The organism is Heliorestis convoluta (assembly GCF_009649955.1).
Lineage (GTDB): Bacteria > Bacillota > Desulfitobacteriia > Heliobacteriales > Heliobacteriaceae > Heliorestis > Heliorestis convoluta.
The window spans coordinates 164,312-181,133 of record NZ_CP045875.1 but is presented as its reverse complement, the minus strand read 5'-3'; the positions used below and the strand labels follow the sequence as shown (position 1 = coordinate 181,133).

17 protein-coding genes are annotated in these 16,822 nt (G+C 40.3%); 1 reads left to right on the top strand and 16 read right to left on the bottom strand.

Features of this window, described 5'->3' with window-relative positions:
* Positions 1–11 precede the first annotated feature (11 nt).
* The 15 genes from FTV88_RS00775 to FTV88_RS00705 form a co-directional block, all read right to left on the bottom strand.
* Positions 12–713, bottom strand: coding sequence for an SAF domain-containing protein (locus FTV88_RS00775; protein WP_162007835.1), 702 nt, complete (start codon positions 711–713; stop codon positions 12–14).
* Positions 714–836: 123 nt separating this feature from the next.
* Positions 837–1,037, bottom strand: coding sequence for a Sec-independent protein translocase family protein (locus tag FTV88_RS00770; protein ID WP_151620719.1), 201 nt, complete (start codon positions 1,035–1,037; stop codon positions 837–839).
* 27 nt (positions 1,038–1,064) lie between these two features.
* Positions 1,065–1,388: a hypothetical protein gene (locus tag FTV88_RS00765; protein WP_162007834.1), complete on the bottom strand. Its 324-nt coding sequence runs from the start codon at positions 1,386–1,388 to the stop codon at positions 1,065–1,067.
* A gap of 120 nt (positions 1,389–1,508) precedes the next feature.
* The gene (locus tag FTV88_RS00760) at positions 1,509–3,275 is read right to left on the bottom strand and encodes a peptidoglycan DD-metalloendopeptidase family protein (protein WP_153723938.1); all 1,767 of its coding nucleotides are present in this window, start codon (positions 3,273–3,275) and stop codon (positions 1,509–1,511) included.
* Positions 3,276–3,286: 11 nt separating this feature from the next.
* Entirely contained in the window at positions 3,287–5,221 is a 1,935-nt protein-coding gene (locus FTV88_RS00755) for an MFS transporter (protein ID WP_153723937.1), read from the bottom strand.
* Between the two features lie 100 nt (positions 5,222–5,321).
* On the bottom strand, positions 5,322–7,247 hold the full coding sequence (locus tag FTV88_RS00750; RefSeq protein WP_153723936.1) for a VirB4 family type IV secretion system protein: 1,926 nt from the start codon (positions 7,245–7,247) through the stop codon (positions 5,322–5,324).
* Positions 7,248–7,255: 8 nt separating this feature from the next.
* Positions 7,256–7,927, bottom strand: coding sequence for a hypothetical protein (locus FTV88_RS00745; RefSeq protein ID WP_162007833.1), 672 nt, complete (start codon positions 7,925–7,927; stop codon positions 7,256–7,258).
* Between the two features lie 36 nt (positions 7,928–7,963).
* Positions 7,964–8,308 carry a PrgI family mobile element protein gene (locus tag FTV88_RS00740; RefSeq protein WP_153723934.1) on the bottom strand — a complete coding sequence of 115 codons (345 nt, stop codon included), beginning with the start codon at positions 8,306–8,308 and terminating at the stop codon, positions 7,964–7,966.
* Between the two features lie 11 nt (positions 8,309–8,319).
* Positions 8,320–8,649, bottom strand: coding sequence for a hypothetical protein (locus FTV88_RS00735; RefSeq protein ID WP_151620732.1), 330 nt, complete (start codon positions 8,647–8,649; stop codon positions 8,320–8,322).
* 209 nt (positions 8,650–8,858) lie between these two features.
* Positions 8,859–11,069 carry an SF1B family DNA helicase RecD2 gene (gene recD2 / locus FTV88_RS00730; protein WP_162007832.1) on the bottom strand — a complete coding sequence of 737 codons (2,211 nt, stop codon included), beginning with the start codon at positions 11,067–11,069 and terminating at the stop codon, positions 8,859–8,861.
* Positions 11,070–11,187: 118 nt separating this feature from the next.
* On the bottom strand, positions 11,188–11,754 hold the full coding sequence (locus tag FTV88_RS00725) for a hypothetical protein (protein WP_162007831.1): 567 nt from the start codon (positions 11,752–11,754) through the stop codon (positions 11,188–11,190).
* Positions 11,755–12,030: 276 nt separating this feature from the next.
* Entirely contained in the window at positions 12,031–12,693 is a 663-nt protein-coding gene (locus FTV88_RS00720) for a MarR family transcriptional regulator (protein ID WP_153723931.1), read from the bottom strand.
* A 43-nt stretch (positions 12,694–12,736) separates the two neighbouring features.
* Entirely contained in the window at positions 12,737–13,297 is a 561-nt protein-coding gene (locus FTV88_RS00715; protein WP_162007830.1) for a transcription termination/antitermination NusG family protein, read from the bottom strand.
* A gap of 13 nt (positions 13,298–13,310) precedes the next feature.
* Positions 13,311–13,901: a sigma factor-like helix-turn-helix DNA-binding protein gene (locus FTV88_RS00710; protein ID WP_153723929.1), complete on the bottom strand. Its 591-nt coding sequence runs from the start codon at positions 13,899–13,901 to the stop codon at positions 13,311–13,313.
* 165 nt (positions 13,902–14,066) lie between these two features.
* The gene (locus tag FTV88_RS00705; RefSeq protein WP_153723928.1) at positions 14,067–14,297 is read right to left on the bottom strand and encodes a helix-turn-helix domain-containing protein; all 231 of its coding nucleotides are present in this window, start codon (positions 14,295–14,297) and stop codon (positions 14,067–14,069) included.
* Between the two features lie 144 nt (positions 14,298–14,441).
* Here FTV88_RS00705 and FTV88_RS00700 point away from each other — a divergent pair, with 144 nt between their 5' ends.
* Complete coding sequence (locus FTV88_RS00700) at positions 14,442–15,260, top strand: helix-turn-helix domain-containing protein (RefSeq protein ID WP_162007829.1); 819 nt, start codon at positions 14,442–14,444, stop codon at positions 15,258–15,260.
* A gap of 34 nt (positions 15,261–15,294) precedes the next feature.
* Here the strand turns inward: FTV88_RS00700 and FTV88_RS00695 are convergent, their stop codons facing one another.
* Positions 15,295–16,803, bottom strand: a complete 1,509-nt coding sequence (locus FTV88_RS00695; RefSeq protein WP_153723926.1) for a stalk domain-containing protein — start codon at positions 16,801–16,803, stop codon at positions 15,295–15,297.
* Between the last annotated feature and the right edge of the window lie 19 nt (positions 16,804–16,822).

Here is a 16,822-nt window from a genome sequence, read left to right as displayed (position 1 = left end):
GGCCTCTCCTTCTAAATTAGATTTTCGACAATTTCTGTTTCTGCATCCATGACTTGTTCATTCTCTTCTCTTTCATCATTGACAATTGCTGAAATGCCATATCCAACTACGCTTAAATCCCAACCATTTTTAATCGCCTGACGAATTTTCAAGGCAGTGTAAACATTCGGTACATAGATTTCGATGAACGAAGGTATAGTGGCTGCTTCCTTACTTTTGGTACCATCAAGGTTATAAAGTGTCTTGCCATCTTTGTCATAAACGAATCGAATTTTTGCACCAGGCAGAATAACTTCTGTTTCGTTATCAGAAACGGCTAAGATGTCTACTTCATCTCCCGGCTTAATGGTCGTACCTGAAGTGATCATGGAAACACCAAGTCGCATAATCCTGTATTCTGATGAAACGATGGGTCCTGATTCTAGTCGTGATTCTCTTACGACTTCATTAGCAGCCATAGGGATTGTACTAACCTTTCCAACAACCTGATCTAAACTTTTCACTGAATCGGTTACCCGTAAACTTTGAGGAATATCTATGACTGTAACCATTGAATTATTGATCACCGCTCCTGCCTGAACAGGTTTCACTGCAACGACAACAGAATGCCGAATTTCAACGTCTTTAAAACCTTCTGCTGTCAGAGCAAAATACCAACTTACAAAAGCTACCACAGTGGCAAGAACTATCCTTACGACCTTTTGTTTTTGCAAATACCGCTCCCTACCTTTCTTTATTAGAAATAAAAGGCCGTTTCGAGTTATAGGTACCTCGAAACGGCCTTTTCTCTTTATTCTTATGAAACTACACTGAAACTAATTTTGACTGCATCCACTTTATAGGTCTGAACCTACGCTAAGTCCCGACTCAGCATGCTCCTGAATCGCTTCTGCTGTCCCCTGCAATGTATCACTCAAAGTAGAACCTAAAAACCGCAAGCCACCGAATAGCACTAAAACAACAAATACGATAATAGCAACTGTCTCAATCGAAGGTCCTCCAACTTTGTCTTTGAACCATGCTTTTAAATTACTCATTAAAAATAAATCCTCCATTATGTAAGTTTAGTTCGGAATAACGCTCATTGTAGCTCCAACCCAATACCATAAACTGCCTGCTAAAAACAAAGCCAAAAAGCCCATAAAAATAGCACCGATTCCGGCGCCTTTTACTTTATCGATACCGAATAACATTCCTACGACCGCTAATATAGTACCTCCAAGTATCCCGAGTACAGCAATGATTCCTGTAACGCCTGTAATTCCAGTGATTAAAGTACCACCTTTATCCGAAAACTCATTAAAAGCTTCTTCTAAGCTAACAGGTCTATATTGACCGCCTGAAGCCTTTTGTAACATCTGCTCTGTTGTTGTTACGTTATCTACCACCTTTGTCTGTACTTCATTTGTTTCAGCATTTGCTGGCAAAAGCAGGCACTGAAATAAAAATAAAAATAAAAAGAGTCTTAGAAAACCGATATGCCGAACAACGTTCACCCCCTTTCATCGTTATGAATTACATCCCTTCATGCCTCGATACGCTCTATGACCAAATAAAAGCTGCTCAGGATCTTTTAAACCTACACCCGTGCCATTGCGAACTTCTAAATGCAAATGAGGTCCTGTAGAGTAGCCTGTATTACCTAGATAACCAATCACTTGTCCCATGGCTACGTTCATCCCCACAGAAACTACTGGACCTGGACTGTCTAAATGAGCATAGATCCAGATATTCCCGTCATGCCCACGAACCCAAACGACGTTACCATAGACATTTTGATTAATACTTCCGTAGTTTCTATGGCCGCTTTCTGTATGAATGACTTCACCACCTACTGCAGCCACAATTGGTGTACCTGTTTCACCTGCAAAATCTGTACCACTATGACTACCCGTTGATCTGGTTTCCCCATAACCACTACTAACGACCCAGCATCCCTTTACGGGATGTGTGTATTTTCCATGGCCAAACTTCTCTTGCCATCGTAGTGAATTTGCTATCTGTAAAACTTTATCGACATATTGATTAGAACGATTGTAGGCAAAAAGAGCTTTTCTCAAAGAAGTTTCATCATCACCCCCTAACTCGTAATTTAAGTAATTGGACGCAGCATAAATTGAATCTTTTGGACTAAAAGGATTGGCTACACTGTCACCATCAGCGTCTACGCCAAACTTCTTCCACGTCGAAGGTAGAAATTGCATTATTCCTTGGGCGAGCTCCCCCGTGTAATTAGGTGAACCTATTGCTAAAGGATTAAAACTGCTTTCGATCTTTGCAATCGCAGCAAGTAAGGCCCAATCTATTATGGGATCTCCCTGTTCATTAAAATGGCTTGCGTACTTTATTGCCGCATCTTTAAACCACTCTAGATATACAGGAGGTATTTCTGCCATCCATGTATCACGAATTGTTTGTACATATTGATCTTTCGTAGCAAGCCAATCTAGCCAAGGAGACTGCATACGAACTCCTTCTGCAGCTTGTAAAGTTAGCTCTCTAGCGACCTCTTTTGCCTCCTGCTCACTTTCTCCGTACCATAAAGACAAGGCTTCATCGAATCGTTTCCAGCGCGTCTCTGGTAGTTCTTCAATGCGATTCAGCTTATCATAGGTGATCGTGTACTCTCCGACAGTCTCGCTCACTCGTTCGTAATAGTGGGTATATGTAGCTTTATAGGTATCTGCTCGTTTTAGGAGATATACCGTTTCGATATCACAGCAAGTACTTCCGTCATCTCCACAGGGGTAACAAGTAACAACTGTAGACTTTTCATAACTAAAGTAAGGTCGTAACACCTTTGCTTTTTGTAACGCTTTTTGATTGAATCCCTGATTGCTTATTTGTATCTCGTAAAGATCGGCAGAGTAGACGATTTCCCAGTCAAGGTAGTAGTACTCTTCTAAACTTCCTTGTGAGATAGGTGGCTTCGTTCTCAAGAAACCATCCCTATCTGCATTCCTATTCATTTCGTCTGTCACATCAAAGTAAAGTTTGGCGATTTCCTTATCATCTTCACCAAGTGTAGTCTTGCTGTAATTTAAATCTCCTGAAGCAACGACAGCATAAACACCAAGAAGCAAAAAGATTAGCATCATCATTAAAATAGCTGGTAACCCAAGAAGAGCTACCAGCCACAATAATGCTTTTTTTAGAGCCAACCATAGGGCTTTTGTTGCGACTATCCTTACTTTATTCGCAACTTTGCCTCCTACTAATAAGCCTGATTTTATTAGTTCTTGTGCAACCTGACCTGCTTGTTGTTCATCTTTCACTGTATTCCCACCTACCGATGACGGTATCCGTCTAATAGATTGGGCGCATTCTGAACAGGCCTGTTGCCACTTCCTCTTTCACCGGAGTTACTTTCTTGTTTTATGATTGTCTCCTTGTTGTTTTGTCGTTTCTGCTGTCCTGTTCTTTGTTGCGGTTTTGGGTGGTTTTGATGGCTTGAGTTCACAGTTTTTTGAGGTACAGAGGTAACTGATTGGGAGCTTGCAGGAATATATCTAGACTTATCGACTTTGTGAGTAGGTGGTTCATACTTTTTCTTTTCAATTTTACCGCCTCCATGAAAAGTTACAGAGGAAGGCAACCTTGCTTCCATATTGTTAGAAAAAAGTTCATCTTGATTTATCGGTGAAGGCATAGACTGCCTTAGCTCTTGGATCTCTTGTCCTATCGTTTCAGCTCTTGTGTTGAAATCTGGAACCGCGCTCATGGAAGAATCGTTTTGTGTAGCACCACTTTGACTACCCGAGAAAATTCTCTGACCGACTTCCATTGCCTTAGAAACAGGAATTTCTGCAACGCTTCCTGTCCATTGACCCAATCGACCACCCATTTGGGCACCCGATTCAGCCCCTCTTGTGCTAGATAATCCACCAAGACCAGCGCCTGCCACTGTGCCAAGGAACCTTGTTGTAGCCTGCGTAACGCTTACATTTCTATCAAGACCAAGAGCATCCTTAAAAGCCTCTCCTGTTGTAGGCTTAGGATCTTGAAATAATGTTCCTTGTGAGCCATCACTTGAACCTAGTTCTAAACTTTTGCCCGATACATTTTGACGAAAACGATTAGCTACACCAACTGTTGCACCAACAGTTCCACCGATACCACCGCCAACACGAGCACCGGCAGCACCGAAAGTTCTTGCAACCCCACCTGCCATGGGACCAAGACCTAATCCTATGATGGAACCTACACCTGCACCAACCATTCCACCTACTTTTCCTCCGAAAGTAGCCCCTGTTCCTGCTCCTGAAAACTCAGTCCCACGTGATGAATCTAAGGAACTCCCATTTTGAGAGAAACTAGAAGTGTTTGTACCAGCCATTCCAAATCGACTTATGGGACTGTAAGAACGAGCATAGCCACCACTTGCCATTGCACCTACGGCACTTAGTCCACCTGCGCCAATTGCCATGAGCGATGCAAGGCCTGTTGCAGCTCCTAATCCTTTTCGAGGAAATACACCAGCCACTTCCAAAAAGGCAACTGTAAAAGTTCTCATAAATGCTGTAATCAGAAGCAAAGAGGGAATCACGATAAAAACATGCCAGAAAGGAGAGCCGCTTGCGCTACTGTACATCGCCAGTATAGCGATAGCAGCTGCATGACCCGTACTCATTAAACCGTAACTTAATAGCTCTGTAAGCCAAACAATAAATCCTTGTCGAGATTCTCCTGCCCAACCGATGGCCGCTAGAGGAGCTAGTACCCACAAGGTAAAGAGCATTAAGTCGCGATTAAAATAGAGGAAGTTCATTATGATTCCAAAGACAGTTAGTACTAGATTGGTTAACGCATATAGAAGAGGGCTTTCCGCTTGTAACGTTGCTGCGTTTTCTCCCATCATAGCCGCATAGCTAATGGAATCTGAGCCTACATTTTGTAAAAAAACAGCAACAAGGTATTGGTCCAAAGCATGAACGATTTCAAAAATAATACCCCCAAGAAAAAGCAAAACAATCGCTAACAGGTGATTAAGAAGCACCTGTTGTATTGTCGCTCTTTCTTGGGGGTTACTTGTTGCTGATGTTGCCAGTTTGCGTCCTTGGTTTGCGAGAGATAAAGCAATGATTACTGTAGCCAATGCAGCAAGAGTGGTCACAACTGGCGTAGCCACTGTTTTTACACCACTTGGAAACCATTCTGGATTTGTCACTAAATCACCAAGTGTTTTGAAGCCAAACCAAGTTAATGTAAGTGGTGTCGTCACTGCCTCGACTACCCATGCAAGCATTTTTTCGAGCATTGTTGGACCATTTGCCCATGCTGGCGTTATTACAAAGAAAAAAGCACCTGTTAGTAGGGTGATACTAAGCAATTTGTGGTGTTGTGTTAAAGAACTCCAACTCTTCAGGCGTACACACCACCTCTACGGCCAATTTTTCTTTGTCATACTGTAGAAGACCTTCACCTTGACCACAAGATGCAATAAATTCTCTCTCCCCTTCAGTGAGCTTAAAGACTTCGCATACAGCATCTATGTCTGTCGGTGACTGTTTCATCAGAAGTCTTGTCATGGCATTGGTTAAGACTGCTTTTCCTTTTGGGTTTTCAACAAATTCCACAAATGATTGTGAGGCTACCATGAGCGAAATGTTCCATTTACGACCACGCCTTGAAAGAAGCTCTAGAAAAGAAGCCATCTCTTCATATCCCATCATGACCCAAGCTTCATCAGCTATAAAGCGTTTTCTTACATGACGATTTCTTTTAATCCATGTTTCCCATGCCCAGGTAGATACGATATACATTGCAAGCGGTCTTAAAAAACTTTCACCCAAAGGCTTTAAGTTAAAACAAATAACAGGCACATCTTTTAAGTCGATTTGAGAAGGGCCATCAAACATTCCCATCGTGCCTGTTCGTAAAAAAGGTTTGAGAATCCTAGATAGCCTTATTGCCCCTTCTTTTTGAACGATTCGATTGTAAACGTTAGAAATCGTAGGCATCTCTTTTCGTCGATATCCCAAATTGATCTCTTCTGCTTCACTGGACTCAATGGGAATTTCCTCGTAAAGGCTATCTGGTTTTTCGTTAATACCAAAGTCGTCCCTATAAGTTTCTAAAACGGCTTCTTCTATGATAGCCCTTTCTTCAGCAGAGATAGCTTCACCATGGGTACCCATACACATGATTGTGAGTAGGTCAGCTACCTGAACAACTTTTTCCCTTACCCTAACTTCTTCTTCACCTGTATCATCGTCAATATCTACTTCGATCTCTAAGGGGTTCAACATTGCAGGTTTATCAGGATACAAGGGAATATGAGCACCGCCTATCATGAGAGTTGTGTTTTTGTACTCGCCTTCTACATCGACGATTAAAGAGCGTATTCCTTCAATGGCGCCTCGGTTGATCACTGCTTTCACGGTCACTGACTTTCCAGCGCCAGCCGTGCCGATAAGTACCATGGAATAGTTTTGTCCTTTGAAAGAATCAAAAAAGATCGGCGCTCCTGTGTGAAAATTTCGTCCTAAGAAAATACCCGAATCATGTGTTAGTTCTGGATTTAGAAAAGGAAAAAGTGATAAGGCTCCACCCATGTTCAGCGTGCGATATATGTCCATTACTTCATTTCTACCAAGAAGCAAGGTACTTCGATAAGCTTCTGCTTGCCTGAGAAACATAGAGCGTAGTTCCATCCCTCTACCAGCAAGTCGTTCTTCAAGAATTAGCGATTTTCGGTCAAGGTCTTCCGGTGAATGAGCAGATAAATTGATCAAAATAGTCGTGTGATATAGTTTTTCTCTACCTGTTTGAATCGCTTCTCGAAGTTGCCAAAGGTCATCTCTAGTGGCAGTTAGCAATGATAGGTTATAGATATCACCACGTTTTTCTTCGATGATTCTTTGTGATTCTAACTGCGTTATCTGCCTTGTCAATTGCTCTACCGCGCTTTTTCCGTTTACCGGATACAGGTGAACGGATACATCCACATCACCTAAGCCGTAAACAATTTCTAAAAATCCAACCTGTACGATTCTAGGTAATTGCGCGATTACAAAGACACGAGAATACCTTTTGGAGCCTACTTGCATGTAGTTCTCTGTTTCTTTGTATCCATCAGGAGCAACAAGATCCTTAATAGACGGTACCGAGCCTTTAAGGGATTGTCCGAAAACTATTTCTTCTTCGCTTTCTAACGAGAACTGAAGTTCCTCTTCCGTTTTCGGTTTTGTAAGCTTACTTCTTTCCTGGTTTTGTTTCTTTTCTTTTTTCCTGAACCACTCAAGCATGTGTGCTATCACCTACTTTGGTTGTTACCTTCAACAAGTAAGCTCATGTAACCCAGTTCTTCGGCTTTACTTGGACCAGGCGCATAAGATGCTCTTTCCTTATTTTGAGATACATATAAAACATCCAAAAGTTCTTGTGTATTCAAGACCTTGCATTTGACTCCCATTCGACTAAGAGCGTCTATGGTCGTCTGAGCAAGCCTGTTCAGCTCTCCATAAGCTTCTTCAGGCTTTTCGTTTTTCGACGAAACAACTATGTAGTTTTTTCGGATTAAAGTAGACCTTTGGGCTGACCAGTCTTCTAGAAACTTTGCAAGATTATCGGCATAGCCCTGCAAGACTGCATTGTTTTGTTTTTGTGAATTCCCGCGGATCTGAGTGATTGCCCAGCGCATATCTACTTGACGAGTCTGAATTTGAAACTGAACATTTCTAGTTAGGCCAGCTATATAGCGGGAAAAGGATTGCTCTATGGCATACTGCTCATTCATGCTGAGCAAAAAATAGTTTATGGAACCACATTCGATGGCAGCCCTGTACTCTCCATCACCCAAACAGATTGTGTTATACCGAATGTCTTCAACCCTTAAAAATTCTTGGGCACTCGGCAAAGTTTCTTCTTTCTCTTTTTTCTGCCTATGTTTTTCGTAGAAAAAAAAGCCGCCAAAGACGGCGGCCAACAAACTAAGTAAGCCCAATACATAAGTCAGTGAAAATCAGACCCCTTTTGAATGACCTATTAGTGAGACAAGCCTGTCTTGTCGATAGGGATACTTTCTGTCACGATATTGATAAAGCAATCGGAATCTCCAGTATTGATCCGCTGTCATATCATGCTTTTCGATTCGCCAAAAAGCCATGTATGCTCCAAGTATCGACGGAAGTAATGAGATTAGTACCGCAACAAAAATAAGTTTGGTGAGCTTTAATAGGAGTACTCCTAACAATGCGCCTAGTACAAATCCAACGAGCAAAAAAGCAAACTGCCGAAGACTAAGCATACCGCCAATAATCTTATCTTCCCCCTCTGGTTGCATAGGAAGATGATAGGTCCCCCCCATAGGTCACCCCCTTATTGAAAGATTCCAAGTCCAACACTGGTTAAGAACCATGCTCCACCGCAAATCGCTGTACCACCCATGGCAACAAGAAAACCAGTCATCAAGTCTGCTCTTTTTTGAGGATTAGAACCTAATGCAGCCATTTTAGCTCCGATAGCAGCCATGGCAACAGCACAAACAATTGTTAGGATTGCCATTACCCATTTAACTACATTGAGTATTTTGTTTCCTGCATCATTCAGACTTTGACCTTGAAGACCTTCTGTAATGCTTGTTGGCGCATTTGCAAAAGCTGTACTAACAATCAGTAGAGTACAAATCGCAGCTCCAACAAATGCCATAGCCTTTGTTTTTTTGATTGGTATGTCACCCCCTTACCCTATGCCTTTAAATGCAGAAAACCCACCTTGCAAATCACAAGGTGGGTTTTTTCTCAAAAAGGGCAGACTTTTATTAGGGGGTCAAAACGTTACTTGTTTTTAAGACGCTTTTTTAATCTAAAGAATATTTTCTAAACCTATAAAGATCATACTAATAATTAAGCGATAAGTCAACCTTTTGTTACTATTTTATGAATTAACCCTGTGTTTCTTTGACTTATCTTATTATTACGTATGGCAAGATGCAAAGCTTTTTGTGTGCCAACTAGAATGACCATTTTCTTTGCTCGTGTTACGGCTGTGTAAAGTAAGTTTCGCGCCAACATAACATAGTGTTGCGTTGTTACAGGCATGATGACGGCCTCATATTCTGAGCCTTGACTTTTGTGCACCGTTACTGCGTAAGCTAAAGACAGTTGCCCTAATTCGTTTTCTTGATATCGAACAGTCTCGCCGTTAAAGATAGCTGTTAGACTCATAACTTCTCTACCTTCATCTTCGTCATAGAAGGAACCTATATTCTGTACAATTCCAACATCACCGTTAAAGACTTGTTTTCCATAGTTATTTTTTGTCTGAATAACTTTATCACCAGAGCGAAAGACTTCGTTTCCACTCATGAGTTCACTTGCTCCATACATTTTGGGATTTACTATTGACTGAATAAGTCGATTCAAATTCGTTGTTCCAACTGGTCCTTTTTTCATAGGGCATAAGATCTGTATTTCTTCCACAGTCATGCCCTTTTGTAGCAATCGTCTAACAGAGCGTAAAATCAGTTGGGCAATCTCTTCTGGATCTTCTTTTGCTATGAAGTAAAAGTCATCTTTGTTCACAGCAATGTCTATATTTTTCCCTTGGTTTATCCTGTGAGCATTGATTACGATCTGACTTTCTTTTCCCTGCCGAAAAATTTCTTTCAGGCGTACTGTTGATACTCCAGCATTGATTAAATCATTTAATACATTTCCCGGTCCAACCGATGGTAACTGATCGATGTCTCCTACAAGCAATATTTTTGTATCGTCGCTTATAGACTCAAAAACTCGTCTCGCTAGAGAAATATCCAGCATTGAGGATTCATCGATCACTAGCAAATCACAAGGTAAAGGATTGTTTGTGTCGTATGTTGGCTTGCCGCTTTTGTTGATTTTCAAAAGACTATGAATCGTTCCGGCTTCTCTTCCTGTCACCTCAGACATTCGCCTAGAAGCTCTTCCCGTAGGAGCTGATAAGACAATTTTTGCATTTGCATTGACCTGTTCAAAAATATCTATGATGGCACGAGTGGTTTGAGTTTTTCCTGTACCAGGACCTCCTGTTAGAATCAGCAGGTTAGTTTGAAAGATGGCTTCTACTGCTTCTCTCTGATTTTTTGCCAGTTTGATTTTGCTTCGCTTTTCGTATAGCTCTATCATCCGGTGAAGAGGAAAATGCCTGTTGGTATGCACAGAGCTTGTGAGGCTTGAAATACGATTGGCAACAATGGACTCTGCCCGAAAGAGTCTGCCGGGATATATTTGCTCTCCCATTTGTACCAGTTGAGAATCCAATGTACTTAAATAAGTTAATTCTTTTTCGGCACTTTCCCAGGATACATTGCTGTTTTTGTTGAGTAGCTTTAATGCTTCTTCTAAAATTTCGTCACGAGTCAACCAACAGTGTCCAGTAGACTTAGTTGTTTCTTCTGTTACATGTAAGATGGCTGCTTGTATTCGTTCTGAAGAATCAGTCGGTAAACCTAAATGGGAGGCTATCTGATCTGCTTTGTGAAAACCAAATAAGTTTACTTCTGTAAGTCTGTAAGGGTTTGTTTTTACGATATCTACGGTCTTACTTTTGAAGTGCTTATAGGCTCTCTTAGCCATACTAGCACTAAAGCCTAAGTGTAAAAGATTAAGCAAAAGGTGTTGTTCTTCCATGCGCTCCACAATGGATTGATGAATATGTTGGGCTTGTTCTCGATTAATGCCTTTAATATTGCCCAATACATCGGGGCCAGTTTGAATTACATCCAATGTACGCTCACCAAATTCACGAACGATCCTGGCTGCTTTTACAGGACCAATGCCTTTTATATGACCACTAGCAAGGTACTTCTCAATCTGCTCCATCGTTGAAGGCAATGGCCTTTCCCATTTTGAAACTTTAAGCTGATGTCCGAATTTGGGATGACTCTCCCACTCACCCCAAACGGTAAGATCGTCTTCAGGAGCTACGTTGAAAAAATCTCCAACAATCGTAATTGGCTCTTTTGTTTTTTCGGCCATGAAAGACAGTATGTGAAAGTCATCTTTTTGAAAAATAATTCTTTTGATAATTCCTTTTATAATCGCAGTGGAAACTTGACTTGTTTGTTGTTCTATTTGTTCTGCAAACAATCCTACCACTCCTAATTCATCTTTTTTCCGGTGAAAAGAATACATATCTTTCAAGTTCGAATATTTTTCGTTTTTGCGAATAATGAAGGCAAATAATTTCTTTTCACTGGAAAAACAACTACTGCATGCCCATTAATTCTTCATACTGCTTTCTAGTAACAAGAACGCCATATTCCTCTTCCTGCTTCACAATTACTTTTAGAGGCATCTTTATGTTGTGCTGTTCAATTACATCATTACGTTTTAGTAATAAACATGTTCCCATGTTTATCTGCTGCAAGTCACCTGCATAAATCAGCTCTGGATTCATATAGATCTCTCTTTGTCGAACAACTTTGCCTAGTCTTTCTTTCTCTTCTTCTGCAGCGGAATCAAGCTTCTCTAGCAGAATACCTTTTTTAATCAATTGACTGACTACCCTGGTAACTTGTCTTCTAGACTTTCCGTAAATGTTAGCTATTTTGTTAAGAGATAAGGCCGAGATCATTCCGTAACCGTGGCTGTACTCTTCGGCGCTAACCAAGAGATTAGAACTTGGGCTCAAATAGGGGCAGAGCTGTATGCAATACCCCCAGTCCTTACTTGAGAGATAATTTGATTCAATCAGAAATTTAATATTTGCCGATACTTGTACAATTCCTTGGTTCAAGCCTCCCAGCATTGTTACTGTCTTTGTTATTTTCATGTAAAACTCCATTATGTTTTTTTGGTTAAAAATGTATTTGGATTTTAATATTAAAGAGTGAGAATAGAGGGGAAGTGACAAAATCGCTCAAACCCTTGATATATAAGGCTTTGCGGCCCTTTTTAGGTGTATCATTTTTGATTCACATGTATCTTATTTTTGATACACATGTTGGACATTTTTGTCCAACCCAAAGGACAGATCTGCAGAATTTCTGAGCTACAAGAAAAAATTTAGGTGTTTTTTGCATCAAACACCCTTTTATTGGATTGTTTTTTATGGTTGTACTTTTTTGTACTCTAAGTATTTCTTCCTAGTAACAAGCCTAGCGTACTCATCATGAGGAGATAGCCATACTTTCCAAGGGAGCTTCATACTCTCTCGCTCAAGTACATCCGCTTCCATTACAAGCTTAGCCAAAATAGCGTTTATCCTGTTTCTGTCGCCTGCAAAAATGATCTCAGGGTTTAAAAAAAGTGGGCGTTCTCCTACGACACGCCCATGCTTTTCTTTCATACTTGAGTTTACATATTCCAAAACGATACCTTTTTTGAGCAAGGCATTTATATTTTTACTAGCTTGAGTTCTTGATATTTTGAAAATTCTGCAAATATCAGAGATTGTCATATACATGCCTAAAAGCGAATTCTTATCTTCTTTTTTATATTTAGTCTTATCTATTGGAATCATTAAAGCGTTAGAGTGCATCTCCAGTACACTTGAAAGGAAAAAAAGAAATGCTCTCTCTGGAGATGAAAGATAATTATTTATTGACAAATAGTGAACATTTTCTGATATAATTTGACTAAATAAAGCTTTATTTTTTCTTTTGAAGCGAACCAGGGAAAATCCGTAATCATTAACCCTATCCTCTTCTTTATTTACGTTCTGTATTGCTCTGTTTAGGGTAAAGGACGTATTTTTTTTACGAATTATCATTGTTGTAGCCCCTTAATGTAGTTGGCTATCTCAGGGTAATTACTTAAGCACTCTGCCCCTGCAAGACGATCTTACCGATTGCTGTAGGAACTTCCACCCATACTGTTAATTCCAAAACTTCTTTTTGGATTTTGATCACCTGTCCTCTCAATTTTCCTATTCCTGTTTCTTTTTCAGTCAGAAAAATCCAGTCCCCTATGTGAGGTATGGTATTCCGTTCGACTTTGAACTCATGATGCACTTTTTGTGATAAACACAAGTACAAAGAAACATCCTTTTCTGGCAAAGGTACAGGGCTGACTCGAATAAAGCCTGGTATTTTTTTTACGTGCTTCAAAAACGAATTAATATTATTAGGGTCAGTCGTAGAAGCTAAAGAGATCATTATGTACCCTGGCATGATGGGCTCCACCACAACACGGGCGCGCCTACCAGTCTGGAGAGCTTTTTTGCAAATGGAGTTGACGGTCACAATTCCAAGAGCCTGATTCTCTTTTGCAATTTCTGCAATTAAGGAGGCCACTGCTTTTTCCTGCCCCGTCATCACTCGACAGGCGTACCAGTCTACATTGTTTCCAGCCCTACTAACAAGATGTAGTTGCACCCGATGCCCTCCTTTACAAAGTTACGAGAGCTTTTTGGCGGATGGAACTTTTGATATCTCTAACTCTACTTGCTGATATCCCCAAGGCTTCAGCTATCTCCCTACTCTTTAAGCCCCTTTTGTCCAGCAAAAATGCTTCTCTTTCCTTTTGCGATAATTTCATATAAAGTAGCGCATCATCGTACTCTAAGCCATATTCATCAATAGCTTTCCTAAACTGTCCCACATTCTCTTCTATCTTTTGAATTGCTTCCCAAAATGCTTTTCGAATGTCGCTTTTACTCATTCCTAAGTGACTTTCTGCAGTATCAACATCACCACCACTCAACCTCCAGTTAAGTACTTTTCTTTGTCGTGATGAGAGATCTAGCATGTATACTTCTTCCGTCATTACATGACGTTTCACACTATCTGCCTGTAATCTCGAATTGCTTAACAGGAAACTAATTTGCCGAATTTGCTGATGGGCTATGTTGTCTTCGTATTCATCAGTTTCGTACACTTTCATGGCTCGCTCGTTTTCTTTGTGTAACTTAATAGAGCGAAGTCGTGATTCTTCTTTTCTGAGACCCTGGTACATTTCGAACCATGTTGTGCTGTTCAAATAATCACCGCCTAAAGTGTTTAAGAGTTCTCGTCACTTCCCACTGCACCTCTGCCATGCTTATCTTATCCCCGTTAAGCTACAGCTCTTACCATGTGCTGTCTCTTAACGGAGATAAGATAACGCAACTATCACCCCTTTCATGCGATTAAAATCCAATCCAAATTAAGATTTATTTGTATCCTCACTTTCAACTGTGTTTTCCCCAAATAATTGCGCCATAGTTACGCCTAAAGCTTCTGCAATTAAAGGAATATGCTCTGCCCTTAATCTCCTTGCCCCTGTCTCAAGCCGATTATAGGTTGCATGTCGAAGACCCATTTTCTCAGCGATGTCAGCTTGTTTTATCCCTTTGTTTATTCTGATATCTCGCACCCTACTTGCTATATTCATCATCTTAAACACCTCTATTCCCGTGGTGGTAATTTAATTTTATTTTAAGCTACCATCGCGGGAATGTCAATACGGTATTCCCTCTTCGGTATCTGCGTGTTTATTCTGATTACCAATATGGTATACTTCTTGAGGGAGGGGACACTTTTGATTTCATTTAGTGAAAAATTAATAGAAATTAGAGAAAAACATGGATTGCTTCAAAAAGAAGCCGCTTTGAAAATAGGTATTGAACCAAATACTTATAATAGATATGAAAAAGGCACCAGGAATCCTGATCCTGCTACCTTGCTAAAGATTGCTAATTTTTATAACGTTTCTATGGACTATGTTTTTGGTCGTTCTACTACAAGCACTATCACTCCCACAGAAACCTATGTTTTTACTGAAAAGCCCGATACTACTTACGGTTCAAAAAAACGTTACATCCCAATCTTCAAGACCATTGATCCTGATGTTCCTGTTTTAGAACAAGCAAACTTGGAAGAAAAATTAGAAATTTCGTCAAGCATCGATGCTGATTTTGCAATTCAAATTACAGGTGATTCAATGAGTTGGGTTGGCATACATGAAGGTGATATTGCATTGCTGAAACAGTGTCCCGAACCTACTCATGGTTCTATTGTTGCCGTTATAACTGGGGCTGTAGAAAAAAAAGCTGTTTTGAAGTTTTTTATTAATGAAAATGAGCAACCCTATCTTAGAGCTGCTCATCCGAAATACAAAGATGTTCCTCTATGTCCACATTACAAAGTAATCGGACAAGTTGTAATGCTTCTGAAAAAGCCTCCATCATCAGAAGATTATAATAATCTGCTTGTTACAAAAGAAAAGTATGATGCGCAGTGGAATGAAACAATAAAAATAGCCACCCAGCAAGGACTAGGTGGCAAGGAATTATGTAGATTGATTGAATTATTTGCGCATATGACTAAGCAAGTAATTAACAAACCATCTAAATATTGACGGCTTGTTTTGTAAATTGTTTTTAAGAAAAAGATTAATTCACCGTTATTTGGTGTTTCATAGCCTCAAACCGAGCATCACCAATACCGCTAACCCTTTTAATTTGCTCAATCGAAGTAAATGCTCCATGCTTCTCTCTATAGTCAATAATATTTTTCGCAATAGCTGGACCTACTCCAGTAATCTTTTGTATCAGCTCATAGTCCGCAGTATTGATGTTAATTAGTCTTTCCTGTGTAGAAGGAGCATTGACACTATCCGTATTCATAATCGGTTGAGCGATAGGTGCTTGGACAGGCAGTACTGGTTGAGTGATCTGTTTCTCCGTTTTGACGCTATAGGTTTGACCATCCGTAGAAATTACAACAGTGCCGTGTATATCATTTCTGAACACGTTTACTGAAGCGTTGTACAAGCGATTCAAAACTTCGTTTGTCGGGTGGCCGTAGCTGTTTCCTTCACCAACTTGAATCACTGCAACTTTTGGTTTAACAGCATCTAAAAAAAGCTTTGTCGTCGAGGTAGAAGAACCATGATGACCAACCTTTAGCACCGTAGAGTTCAATTGGCTCCCTACGTACTCTAGCATCATTTCTTCTGCTTCTTTCTCTGCATCTCCAGTGAAAAGGTACGATACTTGTCCATATGTAACCTTCAATACAATAGAGTTATTGTTTGCATCTCCCATCGTGGTGCCTGGGTGAAGTATCATTATATCTAAGTCTGGATCGAGATTGATTTTGTTTCCACGATGAGCAATCTCAAAAGGTATGTTCTTTTCATCAACAGTAATCAAGAAGTTTTCATAGGTCTGCGAAGTATGGGGAAACCCACTATCGTAGACTTTTTTCACTTTAAAGTTATCAAATATGGCTTGCATTCCACCGATATGATCAGCATGTGGGTGAGTAGCAACAACCTTGTCGATTGACGTTATTCCAGCTTTCTTCAGGTAGCTAACTATTTTTTGGCCAGCCGTTTGAGTACCAGCATCGATTAGCATGGTAGCTCCGTTTGGTGAGATAACGAAAATGCTATCACCTTGACCAACGTCAATAAAGTGTACGGTCATATCTTTTAGCTTATCTTTTTCACTGGAAGAAGGAGCTTCTATACTAAATGCTTTGGATGTAATGACCGCAGCTCGCTTTTGTCCATCCCATCGCACATCATCACCTAGAGCTTCCCCTATGAAACGAAGAGGAACCAAAGTTCTGCCATTAATGATTTTTGCAGGTACATCTAACTGTACTGTATTACCGTTAACAATCGCCGTACTTACACCTATTACAAGTTCGATTTGATTGTTTCCTCGAAATGCAATTACTTTCTGTTCTTCCCCGATCCACTCTAAACTTGCTCCTAATGCTTCAAAAGTAGCTCTTAAGGGTACCAGGGTTCGGTTATCAACGATTTGTGGTGATACATCTCCGAAGTCAACTTGACTATCATTGACTATAACTGAAATACCATTTGCCATCGATGGCGTAGTAAATAGAAAGACAGCCAACACCACTACCAAAAACAATTTGTAATTTCTCACAAAAAACTACCTCCTTTGA

Excerpts from the sequence above, each read along its gene's own strand:
- FTV88_RS00770 (WP_151620719.1), bottom strand. The coding sequence starts at position 1,037 with ATGAGTAATTTAAAAGCATGGTTCAAAGACAAAGTTGGAGGACCTTCG.
- FTV88_RS00750 (WP_153723936.1), bottom strand. The coding sequence starts at position 7,247 with ATGCTTGAGTGGTTCAGGAAAAAAGAAAAGAAACAAAACCAGGAAAGA.
- FTV88_RS00740 (WP_153723934.1), bottom strand. The coding sequence starts at position 8,308 with ATGGGGGGGACCTATCATCTTCCTATGCAACCAGAGGGGGAAGATAAG.
- FTV88_RS00735 (WP_151620732.1), bottom strand. The coding sequence starts at position 8,649 with ATGGCATTTGTTGGAGCTGCGATTTGTACTCTACTGATTGTTAGTACA.
- FTV88_RS00725 (WP_162007831.1), bottom strand. The coding sequence starts at position 11,754 with ATGAAAATAACAAAGACAGTAACAATGCTGGGAGGCTTGAACCAAGGA.
- FTV88_RS00720 (WP_153723931.1), bottom strand. The coding sequence starts at position 12,693 with ATGATAATTCGTAAAAAAAATACGTCCTTTACCCTAAACAGAGCAATA.
- FTV88_RS00705 (WP_153723928.1), bottom strand. The coding sequence starts at position 14,297 with ATGATGAATATAGCAAGTAGGGTGCGAGATATCAGAATAAACAAAGGG.